This window comes from Arthrobacter paludis, assembly GCF_056782315.1.
In genome coordinates, this window is sequence record NZ_JBXAEW010000021.1 from 20,919 (window position 1) to 45,645 (window position 24,727).

Here is a 24,727-nt window from a genome sequence, read left to right on the forward strand (position 1 = left end):
GGGCCGCTACCCGGGCAGCGACCAGTCCACGGGCGGCGCGCCCTGCTCGGCGAGCAGCTGGTTGACGCGGCTGAACGGCCGGGACCCGAAGAAGCCCCGCCGGGCGGACAGCGGGGAGGGGTGCGCGCTGGCGACGACCGGCACGCTGCCCAACAGGGGCGCCATGGCCTGCGCGTCCCGGCCCCACAGGACCGCCACCAGCGGGCCTCCCCGCTCCACCAGCGCGGACACGGCCGCGTCCGTCACGGCCTGCCAGCCCAGGGAGCGGTGCGAGCCCGAGTCGCCGGCGCGCACCGTGAGCACGCGGTTGAGCAGCAGCACCCCCTGGTCGGCCCAGGCCGAGAGGTCTCCGTGGCGCGGTGCGGGGACGCCGAGGTCGTCCTCGAGCTCGCGGTAGATGTTCGCCAGGCTGCGCGGCAGGGGGCGGACGTGGCGTTCGACGGCGAAGCACATCCCGATCGAGTGCCCCGGCGTCGGGTACGGGTCCTGGCCGACGACGAGGACCCGCACGTCCGCCAGGGGCCTCGTGAACGCGCGCAGGATGTTCGGGGCCTCGGGCAGGATCACCTCGCCTGCCGCGTGCCGCTCCCGCAGGCGCTCGCCGACCGCGGCCAGTTGGCCGGCCGCCGGCTCCAGCGCCGCCCGCCAGTCGGGCGCCATGGCCCGGTCCCAGTCCGGCGCCACCGGCCCGCGCGGGGCCCTGGCGCCAGGCACCGAGCCGCCGCGCGGGGCCCCGGCGTCCGGCGCCGCGCCCGCGCCGTCGTCGAACAGGGGCTGCTGCGGCTGCGGGACGTCCATGCGGCCATTGTGCCGCCCCCTCCACCGGTGAGCCCAAATGACAAGCCTGTTCTTCGGCGCTTAACATGGGAGCCGTGGCCCGCGCACCGGCGGGCCGCGGAAACGGAGAGGAAGGTGCGGGTGGAAGCCGAAGCCGCCGGGCTGGAGTTCAGCGTCGACGCCGGGAGCGCCCTCGGGGAGCGCGAACAGCGCATGCTCGCCCTCGAGCGCCAGTGGTGGAAGTACGCTGGGGCCAAGGAACAGGCGATCCGGGACCTGTTCGACCTCTCCGCCGCCCACTACTACCAGTTGCTCAACGCCCTCATCGACACCGACGAGGCCCTGGCCCACGACCCGATGCTGGTGAAGCGGCTGCGGCGCCAGCGGGCGACGCGCCACCGGGCCCGCAGCGCCCGGCGCCTGGCCGGCGAGGCCTGAGCCGCGCCGCCGTCGACCGACCTGCCCACCGACCCCTTCGACCCACGAGCACCGAGGACTGACGCGCGATGAGCAAGTACCCCAACGACGAGTTCGACCGGGTCCCCGAGTTCACCGACCGACAGGGGGTGCACCGGGAGGCCGGGCGCACCGTGCCGACGCGGCGGGGGCTCGGCGTCCTGATCGGGGCCGGCGCCCTCGCCCTGCTGGTCGGCGTGCTGTCCTTCTTCCTGCTTCCGGGAAGCAGCGACACGCCCACCGCGGCCTCGTCCGCCACCAGCCCGGCCGCGTCGTCGGCGGGACAGTCCTCCGGGGAACCGGGCGGGGGTTCCGGGTCCGCGGAACCCACGGAGTCCGCGGAGCCCACCGAATCCGCCGAACCGACCGAGTCCGCGGAGCCTACGGAGACCGCCGAGCCGACCGAGTCCGCGGAGCCCACCGAGTCGGAGGAGCCGGCCACCGTGGACCGATCGCTGCAGGTCGGGGTCTACAACGGGGCCGGGGTCAACGGACTGGCCGGCCAGGGGCAGGCGACGCTGCAGGGCGCGGGCTACACGTCCGTGGGAGCGGACAACTGGGTGCGGACCGAGGACTTCTCCGCCGTCTACTACCGTTCCGACGCCTCGCGCGCCACCGCGGAGGACGTCGCCGCGCAGCTCGGCGTCGGGACCGTCTACCAGACCTCCAACATCCCGGTCGAGGTCGCCGCCGTCCTCGGCACCGACTACCCGTAGGCCCCGCCCGCCCGGAGGGCCCGGGCAGCGCCCGTCCCGCCTCCCGGGGGCCGCGCGGCCGCGGGGGCGGCAACCCGCCGCGGCGGCTTGCACTCGGCGGGGTCGAGTGCCAAGATTGGGCCTAGCACTCGGGGAGCGTGACTGCTAAGGCGCTCCCCGGTGACCCGGGCCAGGCGCAGCGAGGGGCCCCGGGGCCGGCGTACCGAATCGCCTTCCCCGACCCCGTCCGTCGCGGGCGTTGCCTCCGGCCCACCGGTACGCATGACTGTCCCGAAAGGACCACAGCCGCCATGGCCAAGATGATTGCATTTGACGAGGAAGCCCGCCGCGGCCTCGAGCGGGGCCTGAACACCCTCGCCGACGCCGTGAAGGTGACCCTCGGCCCGCGTGGCCGCAACGTCGTTCTGGAGAAGAAGTGGGGCGCGCCCACGATCACCAACGACGGCGTCTCCATCGCCAAGGAGATCGAGCTCGAGGACGCCTACGAGAAGATCGGCGCCGAGCTCGTCAAGGAGGTCGCCAAGAAGACCGACGACGTCGCGGGCGACGGCACCACCACCGCCACCGTGCTGGCCCAGGCCCTGGTCAAGGAGGGCCTGCGCAACGTCGCCGCCGGCGCCGACCCGCTGAGCCTGAAGCGCGGCATCGAGAAGGCCGTCGAGGCCGTCACCGCCGAGCTGATCGCCTCCGCCAAGGAGATCGAGACCAAGGAGCAGATCGCCGCCACCGCGTCGATCTCCGCCGGCGACCCCCAGATCGGCAGCCTGATCGCCGAGGCGCTGGACAAGGTCGGCAAGGAAGGCGTCATCACGGTCGAGGAGTCCAACACCTTCGGGCTGGACCTCGAGCTGACCGAGGGCATGCGCTTCGACAAGGGCTACATCTCCGCCTACTTCGTCTCCGACGCCGAGCGCCAGGAGACCGTCCTCGAGGACCCGTACATCCTCATCGTCAACTCCAAGATCTCCTCCGTGAAGGACATGGTCGCGATCCTGGAGAAGGTCATGCAGTCCGGCAAGCCGCTGCTGATCATCGCCGAGGACGTCGAGGCGGAGGCCCTGGCCACCCTGGTCCTCAACAAGATCCGCGGCATCTTCAAGTCCGTCGCCGTCAAGGCCCCGGGCTTCGGCGACCGCCGCAAGGCCATGCTGGCCGACATCGCCATCCTCACCGGTGGCCAGGTCATCGCCGAGGAGGTCGGCCTCAAGCTGGAGACCGCCACCCTGGACCTGCTGGGCACCGCCCGCAAGGTCGTCGTCACCAAGGACGAGACCACCATCATCGAGGGTGCCGGGTCCGCCGACGAGATCGCCGGCCGGGTCAACCAGATCCGCGCCGAGATCGAGAACTCCGACTCCGACTACGACCGCGAGAAGCTGCAGGAGCGCCTCGCCAAGCTCGCCGGCGGCGTCGCCGTCATCAAGGCGGGCGCGGCCACCGAGGTGGAGCTCAAGGAGCGCAAGCACCGCATCGAGGACGCCGTGCGCAACGCCAAGGCCGCCGTCGAGGAGGGCATCGTCGCCGGTGGCGGCGTGGCCCTCATCCAGGCCGGCGAGAAGGCCTTCGCGCAGCTCTCCCTCGAGGGCGACGAGGCCACCGGTGCCAACATCGTCAAGGTCGCCGTTGAGGCCCCGCTGAAGCAGATCGCGTTCAACGCCGGCCTGGAGCCGGGCGTCGTCGCCGACAAGGTCAAGGGCCTGCCCGCCGCGCACGGCCTCAACGCCGCCACCGGCGAGTACGAGGACCTGCTGGCCGCCGGCGTCAACGACCCGGTGAAGGTCACCCGCTCCGCGCTGCAGAACGCCGCGTCCATCGCGGGCCTGTTCCTCACCACCGAGGCCGTCGTCGCCGACAAGCCCGAGAAGGCCGCCGCCGCGGCCCCGGGCGCCGACGAGATGGGCGGCATGGGCGGCTTCTAGCCGGTCCGCCGCACAGGCACCGACACCGCGCCGGCCGCGGCCCCGTCCTGGGGCCGCGGCCGGCGCCGTCATGTGGCGAGCGTGCGCAGCTCGGCCTCCAGGTTCCACCGCGCCGCCGCGTCCCACCAGCGGCGGGCCGTCGGCGTCGAGTACAGGTGCGGGCGCTCCAGCAGCCCCCGGAGCACCCGGGCGCGGCCGGCCGCGAAGTCGGCGTCCGGCACGTGCGCGTAGTCCCGGCGCACGGCCTCCGCGTAGCGCCGGTAGGCCGGCCCCGGGCGGGCCAGGACCTCGAGGTCCGCGTCGCAGAGGAGCCTCCCGGCGTCGTCGCCGGCTGCGGGGTCGTGGGCGGCCGTGGTCCGGACCAGCCGCGCGGCCTCCCGGCGCTCGGCCCCCGGCACGGCATCGGCCGGCAGGAGCGTCTCCGCGAGCGCCGCCGACTCCTCCTCGTCCCGGCCCGGCACCCCCTGGTACACGGCGTCGTGCAGCCAGGCCGCCAGCCGGACCGCCCGCGGCAGCGGCCCCGCCGGTTCCCCGGCCCCCTCCAGCCGCTCCAGGGCGTGCAGCACCGACTCCAGGTGCGCCAGGTCGTGGTAGTGCCGGTGCGGTTCGGACCACCGCCGGATCAGTTCGCGGCCGGCGCCCGGGCTTCCGGGAACGAGCCGCTCCCACGCGTCCGCCAGGACCCCCGGCAGCCGCTCCGGCCGCTGGCGGGCCGGCACCCGCAGCCCGCTCGCCACCAGCCGGCGCACCAGCTCGCCGCCGCTGACGGGCACCGCCCCGCGCGCCACGAGGTCCGCGTGCCGTTCGGCGGCGACGTCGTAGTGGTCGCGGTCGAAGGCCCGGCACGGGAGCCCTGCCGCCCGGGCGAACCCGTGCAGCTCCTCGAGCGACGCGTCGGAGACGAGGTGCGAGAAGTGCGTCCCGTGGGCGGGCCACCGGGGCGGATCGATGAACACGGCCATGCGCCCAGAGTACGGCCCGCGCCCGGGGGATGCCCGGCCGGACGCCGGGGGAAGGATCGTCCGGCCGGGCGGCTTGGTGGTCCGCTAGCGGGAGAACATGACCGTGTTGGCGGCCTCGGCCTGCTCGTAGTGCTCGGTCGCGCGCGCCAGGGCCTCGTTGATGCCGGCCAGCGACGCCTCGACCTGCTGCTGCGTGGCCCGCCAGTCCGTGACCACGGCCTGGAAGTTGGCGGACGCGGCCCCCTGCCACGTCGCCTCGAGCTCCCGCAGGCCGGCCTGCATCGCGTCGACCTCGGCCCGCAGCCGCTCGATCGTGCCCTGCACGGCCGCGGCCCGGGACCGCATCTCGTCGGTGTTGGTGGCGAAGCTGCCCATCGCTGCCCTCCTCGTCGGCGTCCGCCCCCCCGGGGCGGCACGGCGCCGGCGCGCCGTGTCCCGCGAGCGTATGCCCGCGGCGGTGGGCGCGGGGCCGCCCGGGCCCCGATGTGGATAACTACCGGGCGGGACGGTTCCCGCCGTCGTCCTCCGGGGGAGCGGCGAGCGGCAGGCGCACCGACATGGTGGCCCCGCCGCCGGGGGTCTCGGTGAGGCGGACGGAGCCGTCGTGCTGCGCGGCGATCGCGGCGACGATCGCGAGGCCCAGGCCAGTCCCGCCGGTCTCCCGCTGGCGGGACGTGTCGGCGCGGTAGAAGCGCTCGAAGACGCGGGCGGCGTCCTCCTCCGAGATGCCCGGCCCGTGGTCGCGCACCTCCAGGACGGCGTCGGAGCGGCCGTTGATCACCGGCATCACGCCCACCGCGATCTCCAGGTCGCTGCCCTCGGGCGAGTAGCGCAGGGCGTTGGTCATCAGGTTCGACACGACCTGGCGCAGCCGGGCCTCGTCGCCGCTCGTCGGCGCGCTCTCCGGGGGGCCGCCGTCGAGCCCCACCAGCCGCACGCGCCGTTCGGGCGCGTTGACGCGCGCGTCCTCGACCGCGTCCGTCGCCAGGACCAGCAGGTCCAGCGGCCGGCGCTCGAGCGGCCGGTGCTCGTCCAGGCGGGCGAGGGTCAGCAGGTCCTCGACGAGCTGGCCCATCCGCTTGGCCTCGCCCTCGATCCGGCCCATGGCGACGCCGACCTGGTCGGAGTCCTGCAGCCCGCCGTGGCGGTACAGCTCAGAGTACCCCTGGATCGTGACCAGCGGAGTGCGCAGCTCGTGGCTCGCGTCCTGGACGAAGCGGCGGATCTTCCGCTCCGACGCGGCGCGGGCCCGGAACGCGTGCTCGATGTGGGCCAGCATGGCGTTGAGGGAGCGGGACAGCCGCCCGACCTCGGTCTCCGGCGGGTACTCCTCGACGCGCCGGGACAGGTCGCCGGCGGCGATCGCGGCCGCCGTCCGCTCCACCCGGACCAGCGGCCGGAAGGTGCGGCTGACCACGCCGTACGCGACCAGGGACATGAGCATGGTGGCGAGCAGCCCGCTCGTGAGCACGAGGATGGCCGTGTACCGCACCGTCTTGCTGACGTCGGACAGCGGCAGGGCGATCGTGATGTAGGCGGAGTTGTTCTCCATGCGGATCATCCGCACGCGCCACCCGTCGGAGCCGCGCGCGGTCCCGGGCACGTCGAACGCCGCCGTGCCGCGGTCCTCCACCTCCTCGATCGTGGGGTTGCCCAGGACCGGCGCGTCGTCGTCGGTCGAGAGCGTGTAGAGCACGCGTCCGTCGGGGGCGCGCAGGGTCCCGTGGTAGCGCAGGAGCTCGATGTTCGCCGGGGGCGGCGTCGCCTGCCCCGCGACGCGGTCGCGCCACTCGCCCCACATGAAGTTCGCCAGCGGCGTGCTGTTGCCGCCCAGGTCGGCGTCCATCTGCTGGATCTGCGTCGCCCGCAGGGACACGGAGGCGGCGACGGTCGTGGCGGCCACGCCGAACGCCATGAGCACGGCCATGAGGGCCACGAGCTTCGAGCGCAGGGAGACCCGGCGCCAGAGCCGCGACAACCGGTGCACCGGCGGGCCCTAGCGGCGGTCGGCCGAACGCAGCAGGTAGCCCACGCCGCGCTTGGTCTGGATCATGGCCGGCCAGTCCTCGCGCGCGTCGATCTTGCGGCGCAGGTAGGAGATGTAGGACTCGACGATCGACGCGTCGCCGTTGAAGTCGTACTCCCACACGTGGTCCAGGATCTGGGCCTTGGACAGGACGCGGTTCGGGTTCATCATCAGGTAGCGCAGCAGCTTGAACTCGGTGGGGGAGAGGTCCACGACCTCGCCCGCGCGGCGCACCTCGTGCGCGTCGTCGTCGAGCTCCAGGTCGTCGACGCGGATGACGGCGGCGTCGTCGCCCAGGGGGTGCGTGCGCCGCAGGACCGCGCGGATGCGGGCCACGACCTCGTCGAGGCTGAACGGCTTGGTGACGTAGTCGTCCCCGCCCACCGTCAGCCCGGTGACCTTGTCCTCCGTGTCGTCGCGGGCGGTGAGGAACAGGACGGGGAAGTGGCGGCCCGCGGCGCGCAGGCGGCGGGTCACGGTGAACCCGTCCATGTCCGGGAGCATGACGTCTAGGACGGCCAGGTCCGGCTGGTCCCGCTCGACGGCCGCGAGGGCCTCGCGTCCGTTCGCCGCGGCCACGACCTCGAAGCCGGCGAAGCGGAGGGAGGTGGAGAGCAGTTCGCGGATGTTCGGCTCGTCGTCGACGACCAGCAGCCGCGCTTCCGGGGTCTTGGCAGTCATGGCTCCCAGTCTCCAACCGGAGTCTGGGAGTTTGCTGTGCGCCCGCTGGAGGGGTGGGGGCTAGGCGCGGCGCCGGTCGCGCGCCGCGAGGACGACGGCGGCGGCCAGCAGGGCCAGGGCCAGCGGCAGTCCGTACAGCCCGACCGCCACCAGCGCGGGCCACGGCGTTCCCTCGGCCGCGTACACCGCGAGGATGGCCGCCACGCAGGCGAGGGACACGAGGGCCACGACCCACGTCGCGGTGACGATCGCTCGGCGGGCGGGGGAGGCGGCGGGGTCGGGGTTCACGCCCTATAGGGTACCGCCGCGCGCGGGGCGATGCCGTAGGCTAGGCGGAAGACTTCCCCGGGCCGCCGCGTGCCCACCGGCAGGTGCCGGAGCGGCCGGCGCGCCCGGGATCCGGTACCGCCGCCGGGCGATGGGCCCGCAAGCGGCGACGCATGACAGCGCAAGGGAGCAACAGCAGTGCCACAGGGCAAGGTTAAGTTCTACGAGGCCGCGAAGGGCTTCGGGTTCCTCGTCACCGACGACGGGCAGGAGGTGTACCTCCCCAGCTCCGCGCTGCCCGCGGGCGTGCGGGAGGTGCGCAGCGGCACGCGCATGGAGTTCGGCATCGCGCAGGGGCGGCGCGGCGCGCAGGCCCTGTCCGCGCGGATCCTCGACGCCGGCCCCTCCGTCGCCCGCGCCAAGCGCAAGCCCGCCGAGCAGACCGCGGTGCTCGTCGAGGACCTGATCAAGGTGCTCGACGGGATCTCCAACGGCCTGCGCCGGGGCAACTACCCCGACCCCGCCAAGGGCGCCAAGATCGCCGCGGTCCTCCGCGCGGTCGCCGACGACCTGGACGCCTAGCCCATGGCGCGCACACCGAAACTCGACCCGGCGCTGGCCGCCGAGACCGACGCGGCCCGGCGGGCCCTGCTCGCCGAGGACGTGCCGGAGGCGGCGATCGGGGGGCACGTCTCCGCCGTCCCCGACGGGGAGCGGCTGGTGACCCACCGCTTCGCGGCCGTGCTGCCCGGCTATGGGGGCTGGGAGTGGTACGCCACCCTGGCCCGGGTGCCGCGCGGCAAGGTCGCCACCGTGTGCGAGACCGGGCTGCTGCCCGGCGCGTCGGCGCTCCTGTCGCCGGCCTGGGTCCCGTGGTCCGAGCGCGTGCGGCCCGAGGAGCTGGCGGCGCAGCGGGCGGCCGAGGCCGCGGAGTCCGCCGGCCAGGCCGGCGAGGCCGGCGAGGCGGCCGGCGGCCGGGACAACGACGGCGCCTCCGGCGGCGGGCCGGGCGCGGACCGGAGCCGGGGCGCGGACGCGAAGGACGACGGCGGCGCCCCCGCCCCGGAGCCGGCCGCCGCGGCCGGGAGCCCGGCCGGGCCGGAGGGCTCCGTCCCGGCGGGCACGGCAGTCCGCCACCCCGAAGGCGACGAAGGCCCCGCCGGCGGCCCGGAGCCCGGGGACGACGGCGGCGCAGGCCCCGAGGCCGGCGAGCGTCCCGAGCGGCGCCGGCGCCGCCGCCGGACCAGCGGCCGCACCGCCGGGTCCGGGACGGCGGACCAGGCCCGGAACGACGGCCCGGCGTAGCCCGACCCGGCACGCCGCGCACGCGAAAGGGTCCCGGCCCCCCAGGGGAGCCGGGACCCTTTCGCGTGCCCGGGGCCGCGGGGCGGACCTAGAGGCGCTCGAGCACGTAGTCGATCGAGCGGGTCAGCGCGGTCACGTCGTCCGGTTCGATGGCGACGAACGTGGCGATGCGCAGCTGGTTGCGGCCGAGCTTGCGGTAGGGCTCCGTGTCGACGACGCCGTTGGCGCGCAGGACCTTGGCCACCGCGGCGGCGTCCACGGAGTCGTCGAAGTCCACGGTGACGATGACGTTGGAGCGGTCCTCGGCGCGCTCGACGAACGGGCGGGCCACCGGGGAGGACCCGGCCCACTCGTAGACCCGGCCGGCGGAGTCCGCCGTGCGGGCGGCGGCCCAGGCGAGGCCGCCGTTCGAGTTCAGCCACTCCACCTGCGCGTTCAGGGTGACCAGGGTCGACAGGCTCGGGGTGTTGTACGTCTGGTTCTTCCGGGAGTTGTCGATCGCCGTCGGCAGGCTCAGGAAGTCGGGCGCCCAGCGTCCCGACGCGGCCACGGCCTCGGCGCGCTCCAGCGCGGCGGGGGAGAACAGGGCCAGCCACAGGCCGCCGTCGGAGGCGAAGTTCTTCTGCGGGGCGAAGTAGTAGACGTCCGACTGCGCGACGTCCACGTCCAGGCCGCCGGCCGCGCTCGTGGCGTCGACGAGCACGAGGGAGCCCGGGTCGGCGCCCTCGACGCGGCGCACGGGCGCGGCGACGCCGGTCGACGTCTCGTTCTGCGGCCAGGCGTAGACGTCGACGCCGGCCTCGGCCACCGGCTCCGGGCGGGTGCCGGGGGTGGCCTCGAGGATGGAGGACGCGTCCAGGAACGGGGCGCGGTCCGTGGCCTTGGCGAACTTGGAGCCGAACTCGCCGAAGGAGAGGTGCTGGGCCTTGCGCTCCACGAGCCCGAACGCGGCCACGTCCCAGAACGCGGTCGAGCCGCCGACGCCGAGGACCACCTCGTAGCCCTCCGGCGCGCGGAAGAACTCGAGCAGGCCCTCCTGGACGCTCTTGACGAGGTTCTTGACGGGGGCCTGGCGGTGGGACGTCCCGAGGAGGCGGGCCCCCGCGGCGGACAGGGCCTCGACCTGCGCGGCGCGGACCTTCGACGGGCCGGCGCCGAACCTGCCGTCCGCCGGAAGGAGGTCGGAGGGGATGGTGATGTCAGCCGTCATGGGGTTCCTGCCTGTCGTGCCGGTGGGGAGGCGGGGCCGGGCGCCCGGCGCCGCCCCCATCGTCGCGCAGGGGCGGCCCGCGCCGCCAACCGGCGCGCATTGTTTACGCCGGTAGAGTGGTGCCCACCGGTTCCCCCAACCACCACCCCACAGGAGCCTGCCCGACGTGACGGACCTCATCGACACCACGGAGATGTACCTCAGGACGATCCTCGAGCTCGAGGAGGAGGAGATCACCGCCCTGCGCGCGCGCATCGCCGAGCGCCTCGGCCACTCCGGCCCGACCGTCTCCCAGACCGTCGCCCGCATGGAGCGCGACGGGCTCGTCGTGGTCTCCCCGAACCGGCACCTCGAGTTGACGGAGCAGGGGCGCCTACGGGCCACCGAGGTCATGCGCAAGCACCGGCTCGCCGAGCGCCTGCTCTCCGACGTCATCGGGCTCGACTGGGAGTACGTCCACGACGAGGCCTGCCGGTGGGAGCACGTCATGAGCGAGCGGGTGGAGCAGCGCCTCTACGAACTGCTGGGGCGACCCACGGACTCGCCCTACGGCAACCCGATCCCCGGGCTGGAGGCCCTCGGCGGCTCCTCCGCCGCCGGCTTCGTCGCCGGGGTCCAGAACCTCGACGCGGCCCTGGAGGCGGGGAACACCGGCCCGGTCGAGGTCCTGCGCCTGGCCGAGACGATCCAGGTGGACCCGGAACTGCTGGCGCAGCTGGACGAGGGCGGCATCCGCCCGGGCGCGGTCGTCACGCTGGAGGCCAGCGGCGGGTACACGCTGGTGCGCGTGCAGGGGGTGGAGGGGGCCCTGGAACTGCCCCCCGAAGTGAGCGCGCACATCTTCGTGGCGCGCTGAGCCAGATCACGGAATTATTACTTTTCGCCGGACTCCGGTACGTTTGATGACGGAGTGGACTCGTCCGCTCCGTCCGGTCCGTACCGCCCTTCCCTGCCGGCGGGCCGGAGTCGTTCACCGTTCACCGGCAGGGTGAGGCATCCCTCCGGCCCCCCTGGGCCGTTGACTCCCGCCGGCTCTCCCTGTGCCGGATCGCCTCGCGGGCGGCAGGAGAGGTTTCCATTGACTGAGCAGAAGTTCCCGGGGCGCCGCCGTGCCGCGAACCCGGACGGCGTGCCCGCCGCCAGCCCCGCCGCGCCGACCGCCCCCTCCGGTCGCCGCGCGGCGCGCCAGGCCGAGGCCGGGCACCGTTCCGCCCATCCGTCGTCGCTGGCCGAGGCCCTCGCCGGGACGCAGGCGGCGCCGGCCGACACCGCCGCGCGCCGCTTTACCACCTCCATGCGCTACGGGCCGTCCACGGCCGAGGCGCGCCAGCCCCAGGCAGCCGCGGAGGCCGCGCCCGCCGTGGCCGAAGACGCCGCGGAGGCCGCCGCCGTCGTCCACCTCCCCGCGCCGCGCCCCCGCCGCGCCGTGCACCACCTGGCCGCCGCGGCCGCCGCCGTCTCCGGGCTGGCCCTCGCCGCGGCCTGGCCGGCCGGCAGCGCGCCGGAGGCAGAGGCGCGCGTCGCGCACACCACCGGCCCCGTGGCCGACGTCCAGGTCGCCCCGAGCGAGGACTACACGATCGCCCGGGCGTCCGTGACGAGCTCCTACAGCGACGACGACAAGATGGACCACGTCCTCTCCGCCGCGGGCGGGGACGTCACCACCGTCGACACCGGCGGCATGCTCGCGCAGCCCCTGGACACCGTCCGCATCACCTCGCGCTTCGGCCACCGGCCGGACCCGTGGGGAGGCGGCGGGACGGTGCCGCACATCGGGCAGGACTACGGCATCCAGTGCGGGACGCCGGTCAAGGCCTCCGCGGAGGGCAAGGTCGTGCAGGCCGCCTACGCCGGGCACTCCGGCAACCGCGTGCGGATCGACCACGGCAACGGCCTGCAGACCACGTACAACCACAACTCCGCGCTGAAGGTCTCGGTGGGGGAGAAGGTCGAGCGGGGCGACGTCGTGGCACTGAGCGGCACGACCGGCAATTCGACCGGCTGCCACCTGCACTTCGAGGTCCTCATCGACGGCGAGGCCGTCGACCCGGCGGGCTGGCTCTAGCCCTCCACAGCTCCGAAAGTCACCGGAAACATACACAACCGTGATCTGAATGTGACTTTTGGATTCCCTTCAGATAGGCTCGTCGTCGTGCCGGACCGCCCAAGGGTCCGGCACCCCCGGTCGGAATGCCGAGCACTGCCGCCGTCCGGGGTCCGTTCGCCAAGCAAATCCGGCAGTGGCGGGGGAACCACTTTGTGGGTCCCTACAGAGGGCCCTTGGGGTTAAGCGCACAGACAGCCCTGTCTCGACGTGTGCCGAGTGACTCCCACTCGAACCCGACAGCTCACCTCGCAGGCAAAGGGAGAGGTAACCACGTGTCCAAGCGCCAAGCCCTGGGTCGCCACCGCGCGACTCCCGTTCGCACCAACCCGTTGGAGTCGATCTCGAAGGCCGTCGCCTCGAACGCCGGCTCCGTGGGCCGCCAGGCCGCGGTCATCGCCGCCGCCTCCGGCCTGGTCCTGACCCTCGGCGTCCCCGCCCAGGGTGCGCCCGCCGTCCGCGAGGCCGCCCAGGCCCCGGCCGACGTCGCGGCCAACTCCAAGGCGACCGCCGCCGGCAACGTCACCGTCGCCGCCGTGAAGGTCTCCGCCGACGCCGACGCCGACCTCGCCATCGAGCGCCCGGCCATCGTCTCCGCGCCCGCCCCGGAGCCGGAGCCCGAGCCGGAGCCGGTCGTCGTGTCCACGGCCAACGAGGCCGAGGCGGAGGTCGAGACCGAGTCCGTCGCCCCGGTGACCCGCGAGAACCGGACCGAGGCCGTCGCCGAGCCCGCGCCCGCCCCCGAGCCGGAGCCGGCCCCGGTCAGCTCCAACCTGTCCGGCATCGCCGCCATCGCCGCGCAGTACGAGGGCGTTCCGTACGTCTGGGGCGGCAACACGCCCGCCGGCTGGGACTGCTCCGGCTTCGTCAAGTACGTCTACAACCAGGCCGGCATCGACGTCGCCCGCGGCACGTCCGCCCTGCTCGCCTCCGGCGACTTCGTCCGCACCAGCAACCCGAAGCCGGGCGACCTGGTGTTCCAGAACGGCGGCGGCCACGTCGGCATCTACCTGGGCGGGGGCCGCATGATCGGCGCCCAGAACCCGAGCGTCGACACGTTCAGCCACAACGTCACCCGCAACCCGCTCTACGGCTACTACACCTACGTCGGCTAGCCGAGACGAGAACCGCGCCCGGAGGGGCCCCGCACCGCGGGGCCCCTCCGGCGTTTCCGGGGCCGGACACGCCCGGCTGTGGGGCGCGCCACACCGACGGGGGCCGCTCGGGGTTTAGGCTATGGTCCGTAAGCCCACCACGGGGCCGCCGCAGCGCCGGCCGGACCGGACGAGGCCCCGTCCGGACGCAAGGAACGCGTATGCGCACCCTGGTGTTGAACGCAGGATACGAGCCGCTCGCGGTGGTCACGTTCCGCCGCGCCCTCGTGCTCGTGCTGGCCGGCAAGGCCAGCGTCCTGGCCGAGGACGGCGAGCCGGTCGTCTGCCCCGACGCGGTCTTCGGGCGCCCGTCCGTGATCCTGCTCAACCGCTACGTGCGCCTCCCGCACCGCCCGGCCGCCCGCCCCACCCGGCGCGGCGTCCTGCGCCGGGACGGGCACCGCTGCGCGTACTGCGGCCGGTCGGCGGCCACCGTCGACCACGTCGTCCCGCGCTCCCGCGGCGGCGGGGACACGTGGGAGAACCTGGTCGCGTGCTGCCTGCGCTGCAACGGCTTCAAGGGCGCCCGGACGCCGCACCAGCTCGGCTGGACGCTGCGCACCGTGCCCAGGGCCCCCCGCGGGCCCCTGTGGAACCTCCCCGACCTGGAGAAGCCCGCCCCGGCCTGGGGCGAGTTCCTCGACCCGGCGGCCGCGTGACGGGCCGGTCCGAGGGGACGGGCGGCACGCCCGCGGCCTTCGACGCCGTCATCGTCGCCGGCGGGCGCGGCAGCCGCCTCGGCGGCGTCGCCAAGCCCCTGCTCGAGCACGGGGGCGGGACGCTGCTCGGCCACGCGCTCGCCGCGGCGGCCGCAGCCCGGCGCACCGTCGTGGTGGGGCCCGACGGCCTCGCCCCGGCCGTGCCCGCCCAGCGCGCCCTGCTCACCCGCGAGGATCCGCCGTTCGGGGGCCCGGCCGCCGCCGTCGCGGCCGGCCTCGACGCGCTCGCCGCCGACCGCCCCGCGGGGGAGGGCCCGGCGCCGCTCGTGCTCGTGCTCGCCGCGGACCTCGTCGAGCCCGGCCCGGCCACGGGGCGCGTGCTCGAGGCCGCCCGGGCCGGCTACCGCGAGGACGCGGCGTGGGTCCCGGTCGACGCCTCCGGCCGCCTGCAGCCGCTGTGCTGCGCCGTCGCCGCCCCCGCGCTGGCCGGGGCCGTCGCCGACGCGCGCGAGCGCGGGGGCATCGAGCACGCGTCGATGATGCGTCTGCTTGCTATGGTGCATATGGTCCGGCTCCCGATGCCGGACACCCCGTTCGACGACGTCGACACGTGGGAGGACGCCGGCCGGGCGGGGATCGCCCGTCCGGGCCCCGACGGCCGAGAGCGCCGACCAGGAGGATGACGTGGCCCAGCCCGAGCTCGACGAGTGGACCCGCCGGCTGCTGGAGGCCTACGAGATCCCCGACGCCCCGGTCGACATCGACCGGATCCTGGGCCTCGCCGGGGAGGCCGCGCACACCGTCGTCCGGCCCGCGGCGCCGCTGACCACGTTCATCGCCGGGTACGCGGCCGGGCTCGCCGCCGGGCACGGGATGGCCGCCGAGGCCGACTGCGTGGACTCCGCCCTCCGCCTGGCCCGCACGGTCATCGCCCGGCGCGCCCAGGAGGACGCCGGCGCACCCGAGCCCGCCCCGGGCGACGACGCCCGTTGATCCGCGACGCCGACTGGGCCGCGGCGCGCGCCGCGGCCCACGCGGCCGGCGCCGCGCTCCGCCCGCTGCTGCCGGCGGCCGCCGAGACGCCGCTCGCCGAGGCCACGGGCCGGTTCGCCGCCGCGGACGTGCGCGCGCTGGCCGACCTGCCCCACTACGCGTCGTCCGCCATGGACGGGTGGGCCGTCGCCGGCCCCGGCCCGTGGCGGCTGCGCCCCGCCCCGCCCGGCCACGGGCGCCCCGCGCCGCTCGCCCCCGGCGACGCCGTCCCGATCCTCACCGGGGGCGCGCTGCCGGAGGGCGCGACGGCGGTGCTCCGCCGCGAGCGCGGCCGCCCCGACGGGACCGGGCTGCGCGCCGAGGACGACCCGGCGCCGGGCGCGGACATCCGCCCGGCCGGACGCGAGGCCGCGGCGGGGGAGGTCCTCGTCCCCGCCGGCGCCCGCATCACGCCCGGGGCCGTCGCCGCCGCCGCCGTCGCCGGGCACGACACGCTGCCGACGTCCCCGCCGGCGCCCGTGCGGCTCGTCTACACCGGCGACGAGGTCCTCACACGTGGGCTGCCGGTGGCGGGCCAGGTTCGCGACAGCTTCGGCCCCGTGCTGCCGGCGTGCGTGGCCGGGCTCGGGGGGACGGTCGCCGGGACGGTGCGGATCGGCGACGACGCCGCCGCCACGCGCGACGCCCTCGACGGGCCCGAGGCGCGGCGCGCCGCCGTCGTCGTCACCACGGGCGGGACCGGGAACTCGCCGGCCGACCACATCCGCCCCGTCGCCCACGCGCTCGGCGCCGACGCGGTCGTCGACGGCGTCGCCATGCGCCCCGGCCACCCCGCGCTCCTCGCCCGGCTGCCGGACGGGCGGCTGCTGGTCGGACTGCCCGGCAACCCACTGGCCGCCCTCATGGCCGTCGCCACCCTCCTCGAGCCCGTGCTCCGCGGCGCGGCCGGCGCCGGGCCGTCGGCACCCGGGCTGGCCCTGGCCGGCGAGGAGCTGCCCGGCGGGCGCGGCGGCCACCGCCTGGTTCCGGCCCGGTGGGCTGGGGCCGGCGCCCTCGTGCCCTCCGAACACACCGGGTCCGCCATGATGCGCGGCCTCGCCGGGGCGGACGCCGTCCTCGTCGTCCCGCCCGGCGGCGCCCGGGCCGGGACGCCCGTCCCGTGGCTGCCGCTGCCGTGGTAGCCTCCCCCGAGGGCGGCCGCCGGAGGCCGCCGAAACACCGACAGGAGGCGGCCCCGTGGGCAGGTTGACGACCCGCACCCGCGCCCTGCGCGTCACGGCCCAGGGCGCCGCGCGACGGCGCGAGGAGACGCTCGCGGCCGAGGAACCCCTGGAGATCCGGCTGGGCCAGCGCGCCTTCTCCGTCACCATGCGCACGCCCGGCGACGACTTCGACCTCGTGGCCGGCTTCCTCGTCGGCGAGGGGGTCGTCTGGGAGCAGGGGCACCTGGAGAGCCTGCGCTTCTGCGCCGGCGAGGACGAGGAGGGGCGCCAGACGTTCAACGTCGTCGAGGCGCGGCTCGGACCCGGCGCCGCCGTCCCGGACCCGTCCCTGGACCGGCACGTCTACACCACCAGCTCCTGCGGCATCTGCGGCACGGCGTCGCTCGACGCCGTCGCCAAGTCCGCGCGCCTGCCCCTGGACCCCGACGGCGGCCACCTGGACCTCGAGACGCTCCTGGCGCTGCCGGACACCCTGCGCGAGCACCAGGCGCTGTTCGGCAAGACCGGCGGCGTGCACGCGGCCGGCCTCTTCGCCACCGACGGGACCCTCCTCTGCCTCCGCGAGGACGTCGGGCGCCACAACGCCGTCGACAAGGCGGTCGGGTGGGCGCTGCGCCAGGGGCGGCTCCCGCTCTCCGACACGGTCCTGCAGGTCTCCGGGCGCGCGTCGTTCGAACTCGTCCAGAAGGCGCGGCTCGCCGGCATCCCGGTGCTGTCCGCCGTGAGCGCCCCGTCGTCACTTGCCGTCCAATTGGCGGACCGCGAGGGGCTCACCCTTGCGGGCTTCAGCAGGGGTAGTAGCGTGAACCTATACACGCACCCGGAGCGGATCCGGGGGGCGACGGCGTAGCCGCCAGCGTGGGCGGCCCGGACACCAGGAGGCGCACCATGCGGCGCAGTGCACCCATCGATGACATCAACGAGGACCGGCTGGAGGTTGCGCCGCCGAAGACCTCCGCGGCTGGCGTCAAGGCCGTCATGGTCGCGCTCGAGCGCGGCTACGAGCAGGCCGGCGTCGCCCGGACCCTGCGCTCCATGCTCCGCGTCAACCAGCGCCACGGCGTCGACTGCCCCGGCTGCGCCTGGCCCGAGTCCATCACCGGCGCGCGCAAGCCCGCCGAGTTCTGCGAGAACGGCGCCAAGGCCCTCGCCGAGGAGAACACCACCCGCACGGCCGACGCCGCCTGGTGGGCCGCCCACCCGATCTCCGAGCTGCGCGGCAAGACCGAGTACTGGCTCGGCAACCAGGGCCGCATCACCGAGCCCATGATGATCCGCGAGGGCGAGGAGCACTACCGGCCCGTCCCGTGGGCCGAGGCGTTCTCCACCATCGCCGAGCACATCAACGCGACCACGCCGGACCGCTGCGTGTTCTACACGTCCGGGCGCACCGCCAACGAGACGGCGTTCCTGTACCAGCTGTTCGCCCGCTCGCTGGGGACCAACAACCTGCCGGACTGCTCCAACATGTGCCACGAGTCCTCCGGCTCCGCGCTGAACCCCACCATCGGCATCGGCAAGGGGACGGTCTCGCTCGAGGACTTCGACCACGCCGAGGTCATCATGGTCGTCGGCCAGAACCCGGGGACCAACCACCCGCGGATGCTCTCCGCGCTCGCCGACGCCCGCAAGCGCGGGGCGAAGGTCGTCGCCGTGAACCCGCTGCCCGAGGCCGGGCTGCTGAACTTCAAGGACCCGCAGACCGTCGAGGGCGTCGTCGGCTCCGGGTCGCAGATCGCGGACGAGTTCCTGCAGATCCGCGTCGGCGGCGACCTGGCCCTCTTCCAGGCCCTCGGGCACCTGCTGCTCCAGGAGGAGGAGCGCCGCCCCGGCACGGTCGTCGACCAGGCGTTCGTCGACGCGCAAACCGAGGGGTTCGAGGCCTACCGCGAGGCCCGTTCTGAGATCGACTGGGACGCGACCGAGGAGGCCACCGGCCTGTCCCGGCTCGAGATCTCCACCATCGCCGGCCTGCTCGCCAAGTCCAAGGGCACCATCATCTGCTGGGCGCTGGGCCTGACCCAGCAGCCGCACTCCGTGGACACGCTCAAGGAGATCGTCAACCTCCTCCTGCTGCAGGGCAACTTCGGCAAGCCCGGGGCCGGCGCGTGCCCCGTCCGCGGGCACTCCAACGTCCAGGGCGACCGCACCATGGGCATCTGGGAGAAGCCGAAGGAGGAGTGGCTGGCCTCCCTCGACGCCGAGTTCAACATCGCGAGCCCGCGCCCCCACGGCTACGACTCCACGGAGACCGTCAAGGCGTTCGAGGACGGCGATGTCGACGTGTTCATGTCCCTCGGCGGCAACTTCGCGCTCGCCTGCTCCGACACGGAGGCGCTCGAGGCCGGCATGCAGCGCGCCGGGCTGACGGTGCACGTCTCCACGAAGCCGAACCGCTCCCACGTGGTCCACGGGCGCACGTCGATCATCCTGCCGACGCTCGGCCGGACCGACCGGGACGACAAGCACCCGGGCGGCCCGCAGTTCCTCTCCGTCGAGGACTCGATGTCGGTCGTCAAGTCCACGCAGGGCCGCCTGAAGCCGGTGTCCGAGCACCTGCTGGCCGAGCCCGTGATCATCGCGCGCCTCGCCGAGGCCGTGTTCGGGCCGGGCCACGCCGTCGACTGGCGGGCGATGGCCGAGGACTACGACGTCATCCGCGACCACATCGCGCGCGTCGTGCCCGGCTTCGCGGACTTCAACCGGCGCGTGCGCACCCGCAACGGGTTCGTGCTGCCCAACCCGCCGCGCGACACGCGCACCTTCGCGACGGACATCGGCCGCGCCCGGTTCACCGTCAGCCCGCTCGAGTACCTCGTGGCGCCGAAGGACCACCTGATCCTGCAGACGGTGCGCAGCCACGACCAGTACAACACCACCTTCTACGGGCTCGACGACCGGTACCGCGGCATCTCCGAGGGCCGCCGGGTCATCCTGGTGCACCCCGAGGACCTGGAGCACCTCGGCTACCAGGACCGGGAGCTCGTGGACGTCATCTCCACGTTCTCGGGCACCGAGCGGCGGGCCAACCGGTTCCGCCTGGTCGCCTACCCGACGGCCCGCGGGTGCGCCGCCGCGTACTTCCCGGAGGCCAACGCGCTCGTGCACCGCGGCCTCGTCGCCCGCGAGTCCAACACGCCGGGCTACAAGGCGATGATGGTGCGCTTTGTGCCGCACACGCGCGAGCCGTCCGAGACGTTCGACGACCGCAAGGTGATGTCCTAGGGCGCCGGGGCGCCACGGAAGGGGAGGCACGGATGAGCGAGAACCCAGAGGGACCGGCGCCGCGGCTGGTCGTCCTGCTGCCCGGAACGCTCGTCCCGCCCTCCACCTACGCGGGGGTCGAGGCGCTGCTGGCCGACGGCGGCGGGCACTTCGAGACGCTCGTCTTCGACTGGGGCCAGCTCGTGCCCGAACCGACGCTGGAGACCGTGGCGGAGGCGGTCGCCGTCGCCATCTCCGACGCCGGCCGGGGCGCGGCGATTCTCGTGGGCCACTCCACGGGCGGTGCCATCGCGGCGCGCACCGCCCTGTCGCACACCGGCACGGTCGCGGGGCTGGTGCTCATCGACTCCGGCCCCAACATGCACGGCCACGGCTCCGTGGAGGCGATGATCGCCGACCTGCAGTCGGCGGCGACGGAGGCCGACTGGCGCACCTACGCCGAGCTGAACGTCGCCACCGGGCCGCCCGCCAAGCGCGAGGCGTGGATCGCCGCCATGGTGGACTACAGCCGGGCGGTCGGGCCCGCGCCGGCCGTGTCGATCCTGGAGAGCCAGCACGCGACCGACTTCCTCACCGAGGTCGGCACGCACCCCGCCGCCGGCCTCCCCGTGCAGGTCCTCCATGGGGAGCTGGACCCGAAGCGCAAGCCCGTGGATTCGCGCGCGTGGCAGGGGGTCTTCCCGGAGGCCGAGTTCGAGCTCGTCCCGGGCTGCGGGCACACGCCGCCCCTCGAGGCGCCGCGCGAGGTCGCCGCCAGTATCCGGCGCGTCGACGAGCGGATCGGGGAGCACGCGGCCGGCTGACCGTGCGCCCGGCGTAGACTCGGCCCGACCGAGGGTGTGAGGGGATGCAGCGCGCATGAGCATGGAACACGCCGCCTGGGGATCCCTGTGGCGGTTGCAGAAGGACCAGGGGACGGCCCTGACGCCCGGAACGGTGCGCCGGGTGGTGGACTTCGCGCGCCAGTACCGCGGCCGGCTGGCCGCGTTCGTGCTCGTCTCGGTGGTCTCCGCGGCGCTGGCCGTCGCCACGCCCGTCCTCGCCGGGTCCGTCATCGACGCCATCGTCGCCGGCGGGCCGCTCGAGCGCGTGCTGGGCCTGGCGGTGCTGATCGCGGCCGTGGCCGTCGCCGAATCCGGCGCGTCCCTGCTCACGCGCTGGCTGTCCTCCAGCCTGGGCGAGCGCGTGATCTACGACCTGCGCACCGCCGTGTTCGACCACGTGCAGCGGATGCCGGTCGCGTTCTTCACCCGCACCCGCACGGGGGCGCTGGTCAGCCGCCTCAACAACGACGTCATCGGCGCCCAGTCCGCGTTCGCGGGGACGCTCTCCGGCGTCGTGAGCAACGTCGTGGCGCTGGTCCTCACGGCCGCCGTCATGTTCTCCACCTCGTGGCAGGTCACGGTGCTGGCCGTGCTCATGCTCCCCGTGTTTCTGATCCCGGCGCGCCGGATGGGCCGGACCATCGCGCGCCTGCGGCGGGAGGCCGCCGACCACAACGCGGCCATGGGCAACCAGATGACGGAGCGCTTCTCCGCGCCGGGCGCTACCCTGGTCAAGCTCTTCGGCCGGCCGGACGCCGAGTCCGCCGAGTTCGCGGTGCGCGCGGACCGGGTCCGGCAGATCGGGGTGCGCATGGCGATGCGGCAGTTCGCGTTCGTCGCGGCCCTGACGCTCGTCGCCGCGCTGGCCCTGGCCCTCGTCTACGGGCTCGGCGGGCTCTACGCCCTGCGCGGCGACCTGGCCGCCGGCGACGTCGTGACCCTGGCCCTCCTCCTGACCCGCCTCTACGCGCCGCTGACCTCCCTGGCGAACGCGCGGGTGGAGATCATGGCCGCCCTCGTGAGTTTCGACCGCGTCTTCGAGGTCCTCGACCTGGAGCCGCTGATCCGGGAGGCCCCCGGGGCCCGGGGGCTTCCCGGCGGCCCCGTGGCGGTCCGCTTCGATGACGTCCGCTTCGGCTACCCGGGCGCGGACAAGGTGTCCCTGGCCTCCCTCGAGGAGGTGGCCGTCCTCGACACCCGGGCCGGGGGAGAGGTCCTCCACGGCATCGACTTCGAGGTCCCGGCCGGGCAGACGTACGCCCTCGTCGGGTCGTCCGGGGCCGGGAAGTCCACGATCGCGCAGCTGCTGGCCCGCCTGTACGACGTCGATTCCGGGGCGGTCCGCATCGGCGGGGTCGACGTCCGCGAGGCCACGTTCGACTCCATGCGCGCCACGGTCGGCATGGTGACCCAGGACGGGCACCTCTTCCACGAGACCATCGCCGCCAACCTGCGGCTGCCCAACCCCGACGCCACCGACGAACAGCTCTGGGACGCGCTGCGCCGCGCCCGGCTGGAGACCCTGGTCCGCTCGCTGCCCGACGGGCTGGAGACTATGGTCGGGGAGCGCGGCTACCGGCTCTCCGGCGGGGAGCGCCAGCGGATGACGATCGCCCGGCTGCTGCTCGCCGCCCCGCGCGTGGTCGTGCTGGACGAGGCCACGGCCGCCCTCGACTCGACCAACGAGGCGGCCGTCCAGGCCGCCCTGGGGGAGGCCCTCGCCGAGCGCACCGCCGTCGTCATCGCCCACCGGCTCTCCACCATCCGGTCCGCGGACGCGATCCTGGTCGTCGAGGACGGGAGGATCGTCGAGCGGGGCACGCACTCCGAGCTCCTCGCGGTCGGCGGCCGGTACGCGGAGCTGTACGAGACCCAGTTCGCCGGCGCCTGACCGGCCGCCGGCGCCGCGGTCAGCGGCGGGGGCCGCCGACCAGCGGCGGCAGCACGACCTCGCGCAGCAGCGGCGCGATGTCCGTGCGGGCGAGGGCGTCGGCCGGGTGCGCCCACAGCATTTCCTCGAGCTCGGCCGCGACGCGGGGCTCGCCGGCCAGCCGCGCGCCGAAGAGGTGGGCGTCGATCAGGGTGTCCGGCTCGTTCGCCGCCGGCCCCACCCAGTGGCCCAGGTCCTCCAGGTCCTCCGCGGCGACCACCAGCCCCAGCTCCTCGGCGACCTCGCGCGCGGCGGCGTCCGCCGGGGCCTCGCCCGGCTCGAGTTTGCCGCCCGGCTGCATGAACGCGGACGTGCCCCGCTTGCGCACGAGCAGGATCCGGCCCGCGTCGTCGAGGAGGCGGACGGCGGCGATGTGCAGGACGCTGGGCATGCGCCCAACGGTAGCAACCGCGCGCCGGGAGGATGGGCCGCGGGACGCGCCCGGGGGCGGGGCGCACCTGACCGGCCGCCGGGTGCGCGCATACAATGACGCTTGGCCACCCTCGAAAGCCCTCTTCAACCCCGGAATCTGGAGACCACATGCAGCGCGGCACCAACCTCGGCCGGCTCGGAGACTTCAACCAAGCCGTGATCCTCGAGTCGATCCGGCGCGCCAGCGGGGGCATCAGCCGGGTCGAGTTGGCGGAGTCCACGGGGCTCTCGCCGCAGACCATCTCCAACGTGGTCCGGCGTCTCCTCGACGACGGGCTGGTGCGGGAGGACCGCACGGTCGTGTCCGGGCCGGGGAAGCCGCGCACCGTCCTCGAACTCGAGCCCAACCGGCTCCTGGCCGTCGGGATCCACCTGGACCCGAGCGTCGTCGCCATTGTCGTGTTGAACCTGTGCGGCGAGGTCGTCGCGTCGCGCCGCCTGGACACCCCGGACATGGGGGACCCCCAGCGCACCATCGCGCTGGTCGCCGCCGCGGTCGAGGACGTGGTCGCCGAGACGGGACTGCCGCGCGAGCGGATCGTCGGCGTCGGTGTGGCCGCGCCCGGCCCCCTGAACCCCGAGCGGGGCGTCGTCACGGCGCCGCCGCTGCTGGACGGCTGGAGCGAGGTCGAGGTCGTCGGGCCGCTGTCGCGCGCCCTCGGCCTGAAGGTCCTCCTCGAGAAGGACACGATCGCGACGGCGATCGCCGAGGTGTGGAACGGCAGCGGCCTGCCGGAGGACGGCAACTTCGCCAGCATCTACGTGGGCACCGGGGTCGGTGCCGGCATGGTCCTGGGCGGCGAGGTGCTGCGCGGGGTCAGCAACAACGCCGGCGAGATCGGGCACTTCCTCGTCGGCGAGGAGGCCGACGAGCCGTGCCTGTGCGGACGGCGGGACTGCCTCGCGGCGACCACGGCCCAGGGCTACGCGGCCCGCAAGGCCGCCGCCCGGGGGCTGGACCTGGGGATGCCCGAGGGGGCGAACGTGGCGGAGCGCGGCGCCGCGATGCTGCGGCTGGCCGAGCTCGCCGAGGCGGGCGACACCCGGGCGCTGGAGATCGTGCGCGAGGCCGCGCTGGCGATCGGAGCCATGGTGTCCCAGCTGGTCAACGCGCTCGACGTGGACCGCGTGGTCTTCGGGGGCCCCATGTGGGACCGGATGGGACGTCGTTTCCTGGACGACGTCGCCGCCGTCATCAACACCGGGTTCGTCTGCCGGCAGATCCACGGGATCCGTGTCGAGAACTCGGGGCTCGGGCCCCACGTCGCGGCCATCGGCGGCGCGTGCGCCGTCCTGGACGCGGCCCTCTCGCCGAAGGCCTCCGTCCTGCTCCTGCGCTGACGCGCGGAGGGTCCGGGCCTTCCCTCCGGCCGGGGAAAAGCAAATTCCGCACCGGCCAAGCGAAATTTTTCCTGACGTAGTTGACACCGGAACGTCGAATGGATTTAGATATAACACGTTGGTGATTGCGGCGACCGAACTGCCCACCGAAAACTGCGGCACTCAGCGTCTTCACGCTGCCGCCCGAGGTGGGGGAACGGCGGTTCGGCAGCCGGGGGGACAACACCAACCCGGCCGTCGGCCCGGGTTTAACCCACAACGGATGTGGTACAGGGAGCCATCCGTGGGGAACCAGGGCCGGCGGCCACACACGTTTCCGGACCCCAGTTGGCGCGGCCACCGAGGCGGCCTCCAGAGCCGGCCCTGCGCGCCTCCCGAACCGGGCGGCAGCGGATGGGTGCCCCTGACCGGAATTGAACCGATGGCCTACCCTTTAGGAGAGGGTCGCTCTATCCAACTGAGCTACAGGGGCCGGTCCACACGCCCCGCGGTGCGGCCGCGCGCGGACAGCCCCATCCTACTG

At 74.6% G+C, this 24,727-nt stretch carries 25 protein-coding genes, 1 tRNA gene and 1 riboswitch; of the genes, 17 read left to right on the forward strand and 9 right to left on the reverse strand.

The features are described from left to right. Window positions 1-6: 6 nt before the first annotated feature. Window positions 7-660, reverse strand: a complete 654-nt coding sequence (locus tag AC1Q5D_RS15775; protein WP_481739451.1) for a uracil-DNA glycosylase — start codon at window positions 658-660, stop codon at window positions 7-9. Between the two features lie 252 nt (window positions 661-912). Between AC1Q5D_RS15775 and AC1Q5D_RS15780 the strand changes: the two genes are divergently transcribed. The 3 genes from AC1Q5D_RS15780 (at window position 913) to groL (ending at window position 3,868) form a co-directional block, all read left to right on the forward strand. Continuing rightward, entirely contained in the window at window positions 913-1,215 is a 303-nt protein-coding gene (locus AC1Q5D_RS15780) for a DUF3263 domain-containing protein (protein WP_481739411.1), read from the forward strand. Between the two features lie 68 nt (window positions 1,216-1,283). Next, a complete protein-coding gene (locus AC1Q5D_RS15785) occupies window positions 1,284-1,949 on the forward strand; it encodes a LytR C-terminal domain-containing protein (RefSeq protein ID WP_481739412.1) in 666 nt (221 codons plus the stop codon). Between the two features lie 290 nt (window positions 1,950-2,239). Further along, entirely contained in the window at window positions 2,240-3,868 is a 1,629-nt protein-coding gene (gene groL / locus AC1Q5D_RS15790; RefSeq protein WP_481739413.1) for a chaperonin GroEL, read from the forward strand. A gap of 68 nt (window positions 3,869-3,936) precedes the next feature. Here groL and AC1Q5D_RS15795 read toward each other — a convergent pair whose 3' ends face one another. The 5 genes from AC1Q5D_RS15795 to AC1Q5D_RS15815 all read right to left on the reverse strand — a co-directional run bounded on the left by AC1Q5D_RS15795 (window position 3,937) and on the right by AC1Q5D_RS15815 (window position 7,825). Beyond that, a complete protein-coding gene (locus AC1Q5D_RS15795; RefSeq protein ID WP_481739414.1) occupies window positions 3,937-4,830 on the reverse strand; it encodes a DUF4031 domain-containing protein in 894 nt (297 codons plus the stop codon). Between the two features lie 84 nt (window positions 4,831-4,914). Then, a complete protein-coding gene (locus AC1Q5D_RS15800) occupies window positions 4,915-5,205 on the reverse strand; it encodes a WXG100 family type VII secretion target (protein WP_481739415.1) in 291 nt (96 codons plus the stop codon). Window positions 5,206-5,323: 118 nt separating this feature from the next. Then, window positions 5,324-6,817: a sensor histidine kinase gene (locus tag AC1Q5D_RS15805; RefSeq protein ID WP_481739416.1), complete on the reverse strand. Its 1,494-nt coding sequence runs from the start codon at window positions 6,815-6,817 to the stop codon at window positions 5,324-5,326. A 9-nt stretch (window positions 6,818-6,826) separates the two neighbouring features. After that, on the reverse strand, window positions 6,827-7,537 hold the full coding sequence (locus AC1Q5D_RS15810) for a response regulator transcription factor (RefSeq protein WP_481739417.1): 711 nt from the start codon (window positions 7,535-7,537) through the stop codon (window positions 6,827-6,829). A 60-nt stretch (window positions 7,538-7,597) separates the two neighbouring features. Beyond that, window positions 7,598-7,825 (reverse strand): hypothetical protein, encoded by a 228-nt coding sequence (locus AC1Q5D_RS15815; RefSeq protein WP_481739418.1) that lies wholly within the window; start codon window positions 7,823-7,825, stop codon window positions 7,598-7,600. A 177-nt stretch (window positions 7,826-8,002) separates the two neighbouring features. Here AC1Q5D_RS15815 and AC1Q5D_RS15820 point away from each other — a divergent pair, with 177 nt between their 5' ends. After that, entirely contained in the window at window positions 8,003-8,386 is a 384-nt protein-coding gene (locus tag AC1Q5D_RS15820) for a cold-shock protein (RefSeq protein WP_481739419.1), read from the forward strand. 3 nt (window positions 8,387-8,389) lie between these two features. Then, on the forward strand, window positions 8,390-9,109 hold the full coding sequence (locus AC1Q5D_RS15825; protein ID WP_481739420.1) for a DUF3027 domain-containing protein: 720 nt from the start codon (window positions 8,390-8,392) through the stop codon (window positions 9,107-9,109). Window positions 9,110-9,197: 88 nt separating this feature from the next. Here AC1Q5D_RS15825 and serC read toward each other — a convergent pair whose 3' ends face one another. Next, on the reverse strand, window positions 9,198-10,319 hold the full coding sequence (serC, locus tag AC1Q5D_RS15830; RefSeq protein ID WP_481739421.1) for a phosphoserine transaminase: 1,122 nt from the start codon (window positions 10,317-10,319) through the stop codon (window positions 9,198-9,200). Window positions 10,320-10,485: 166 nt separating this feature from the next. On the opposite strand from serC, the gene AC1Q5D_RS15835 reads away from it, so the two are divergent. From AC1Q5D_RS15835 to AC1Q5D_RS15885, 11 genes are all read left to right on the forward strand, one after another. Further along, window positions 10,486-11,175: an iron-dependent transcriptional repressor DtxR gene (locus AC1Q5D_RS15835; RefSeq protein WP_481739422.1), complete on the forward strand. Its 690-nt coding sequence runs from the start codon at window positions 10,486-10,488 to the stop codon at window positions 11,173-11,175. 222 nt (window positions 11,176-11,397) lie between these two features. Beyond that, window positions 11,398-12,384 carry a M23 family metallopeptidase gene (locus tag AC1Q5D_RS15840; protein ID WP_481739423.1) on the forward strand — a complete coding sequence of 329 codons (987 nt, stop codon included), beginning with the start codon at window positions 11,398-11,400 and terminating at the stop codon, window positions 12,382-12,384. A gap of 147 nt (window positions 12,385-12,531) precedes the next feature. Continuing rightward, window positions 12,532-12,695: riboswitch (cyclic di-AMP (ydaO/yuaA leader) on the forward strand. A gap of 3 nt (window positions 12,696-12,698) precedes the next feature. Then, window positions 12,699-13,538, forward strand: a complete 840-nt coding sequence (locus AC1Q5D_RS15845) for a C40 family peptidase (RefSeq protein ID WP_481739424.1) — start codon at window positions 12,699-12,701, stop codon at window positions 13,536-13,538. Between the two features lie 200 nt (window positions 13,539-13,738). Further along, window positions 13,739-14,236, forward strand: coding sequence for an HNH endonuclease (locus AC1Q5D_RS15850; protein WP_481739425.1), 498 nt, complete (start codon window positions 13,739-13,741; stop codon window positions 14,234-14,236). Continuing rightward, window positions 14,233-14,919: an NTP transferase domain-containing protein gene (locus tag AC1Q5D_RS15855; RefSeq protein WP_481739426.1), complete on the forward strand. Its 687-nt coding sequence runs from the start codon at window positions 14,233-14,235 to the stop codon at window positions 14,917-14,919. Before AC1Q5D_RS15850 ends, AC1Q5D_RS15855 begins: the two co-directional genes overlap by 4 nt. A gap of 1 nt (window position 14,920) precedes the next feature. Then, window positions 14,921-15,229 (forward strand): DUF6457 domain-containing protein, encoded by a 309-nt coding sequence (locus AC1Q5D_RS15860; protein WP_481739427.1) that lies wholly within the window; start codon window positions 14,921-14,923, stop codon window positions 15,227-15,229. Next, entirely contained in the window at window positions 15,226-16,410 is a 1,185-nt protein-coding gene (locus AC1Q5D_RS15865; RefSeq protein WP_481739428.1) for a molybdopterin molybdotransferase MoeA, read from the forward strand. The genes AC1Q5D_RS15860 and AC1Q5D_RS15865 overlap by 4 nt, the downstream gene beginning before the upstream one ends. A 55-nt stretch (window positions 16,411-16,465) precedes the next feature. Continuing rightward, complete coding sequence (gene fdhD, locus AC1Q5D_RS15870; protein ID WP_481739429.1) at window positions 16,466-17,302, forward strand: formate dehydrogenase accessory sulfurtransferase FdhD; 837 nt, start codon at window positions 16,466-16,468, stop codon at window positions 17,300-17,302. Between the two features lie 38 nt (window positions 17,303-17,340). Beyond that, window positions 17,341-19,677, forward strand: coding sequence for an FdhF/YdeP family oxidoreductase (locus AC1Q5D_RS15875; RefSeq protein WP_481739430.1), 2,337 nt, complete (start codon window positions 17,341-17,343; stop codon window positions 19,675-19,677). 32 nt (window positions 19,678-19,709) lie between these two features. Beyond that, window positions 19,710-20,480: an alpha/beta fold hydrolase gene (locus tag AC1Q5D_RS15880; protein WP_481739431.1), complete on the forward strand. Its 771-nt coding sequence runs from the start codon at window positions 19,710-19,712 to the stop codon at window positions 20,478-20,480. 55 nt (window positions 20,481-20,535) lie between these two features. Beyond that, entirely contained in the window at window positions 20,536-22,392 is a 1,857-nt protein-coding gene (locus AC1Q5D_RS15885) for an ABC transporter ATP-binding protein (protein ID WP_481739432.1), read from the forward strand. 19 nt (window positions 22,393-22,411) lie between these two features. Here AC1Q5D_RS15885 and AC1Q5D_RS15890 read toward each other — a convergent pair whose 3' ends face one another. Continuing rightward, window positions 22,412-22,822, reverse strand: a complete 411-nt coding sequence (locus tag AC1Q5D_RS15890; RefSeq protein ID WP_481739433.1) for an NUDIX hydrolase — start codon at window positions 22,820-22,822, stop codon at window positions 22,412-22,414. 149 nt (window positions 22,823-22,971) lie between these two features. Between AC1Q5D_RS15890 and AC1Q5D_RS15895 the strand changes: the two genes are divergently transcribed. Continuing rightward, a complete protein-coding gene (locus tag AC1Q5D_RS15895; protein WP_481739434.1) occupies window positions 22,972-24,204 on the forward strand; it encodes an ROK family transcriptional regulator in 1,233 nt (410 codons plus the stop codon). Between the two features lie 398 nt (window positions 24,205-24,602). On the opposite strand, the gene AC1Q5D_RS15900 is transcribed toward AC1Q5D_RS15895, so the two are convergent. Beyond that, window positions 24,603-24,676 (reverse strand) — tRNA-Arg (locus tag AC1Q5D_RS15900). Window positions 24,677-24,727: the final 51 nt, after the last annotated feature.

Excerpts from the sequence above, each read along its gene's own strand:
- AC1Q5D_RS15775 (WP_481739451.1), bottom strand. The coding sequence starts at position 660 with ATGGCGCCCGACTGGCGGGCGGCGCTGGAGCCGGCGGCCGGCCAACTG.
- serC (WP_481739421.1), bottom strand. The coding sequence starts at position 10,319 with ATGACGGCTGACATCACCATCCCCTCCGACCTCCTTCCGGCGGACGGC.
- AC1Q5D_RS15895 (WP_481739434.1), top strand. The coding sequence starts at position 22,972 with ATGCAGCGCGGCACCAACCTCGGCCGGCTCGGAGACTTCAACCAAGCC.
- AC1Q5D_RS15850 (WP_481739425.1), top strand. The coding sequence starts at position 13,739 with ATGCGCACCCTGGTGTTGAACGCAGGATACGAGCCGCTCGCGGTGGTC.
- AC1Q5D_RS15880 (WP_481739431.1), top strand. The coding sequence starts at position 19,710 with ATGAGCGAGAACCCAGAGGGACCGGCGCCGCGGCTGGTCGTCCTGCTG.
- AC1Q5D_RS15800 (WP_481739415.1), bottom strand. The coding sequence starts at position 5,205 with ATGGGCAGCTTCGCCACCAACACCGACGAGATGCGGTCCCGGGCCGCG.
- AC1Q5D_RS15885 (WP_481739432.1), top strand. The coding sequence starts at position 20,536 with ATGAGCATGGAACACGCCGCCTGGGGATCCCTGTGGCGGTTGCAGAAG.
- AC1Q5D_RS15795 (WP_481739414.1), bottom strand. The coding sequence starts at position 4,830 with ATGGCCGTGTTCATCGATCCGCCCCGGTGGCCCGCCCACGGGACGCAC.
- AC1Q5D_RS15810 (WP_481739417.1), bottom strand. The coding sequence starts at position 7,537 with ATGACTGCCAAGACCCCGGAAGCGCGGCTGCTGGTCGTCGACGACGAG.
- groL (WP_481739413.1), top strand. The coding sequence starts at position 2,240 with ATGGCCAAGATGATTGCATTTGACGAGGAAGCCCGCCGCGGCCTCGAG.
- AC1Q5D_RS15890 (WP_481739433.1), bottom strand. The coding sequence starts at position 22,822 with ATGCCCAGCGTCCTGCACATCGCCGCCGTCCGCCTCCTCGACGACGCG.
- AC1Q5D_RS15825 (WP_481739420.1), top strand. The coding sequence starts at position 8,390 with ATGGCGCGCACACCGAAACTCGACCCGGCGCTGGCCGCCGAGACCGAC.
- AC1Q5D_RS15785 (WP_481739412.1), top strand. The coding sequence starts at position 1,284 with ATGAGCAAGTACCCCAACGACGAGTTCGACCGGGTCCCCGAGTTCACC.
- AC1Q5D_RS15875 (WP_481739430.1), top strand. The coding sequence starts at position 17,341 with ATGCGGCGCAGTGCACCCATCGATGACATCAACGAGGACCGGCTGGAG.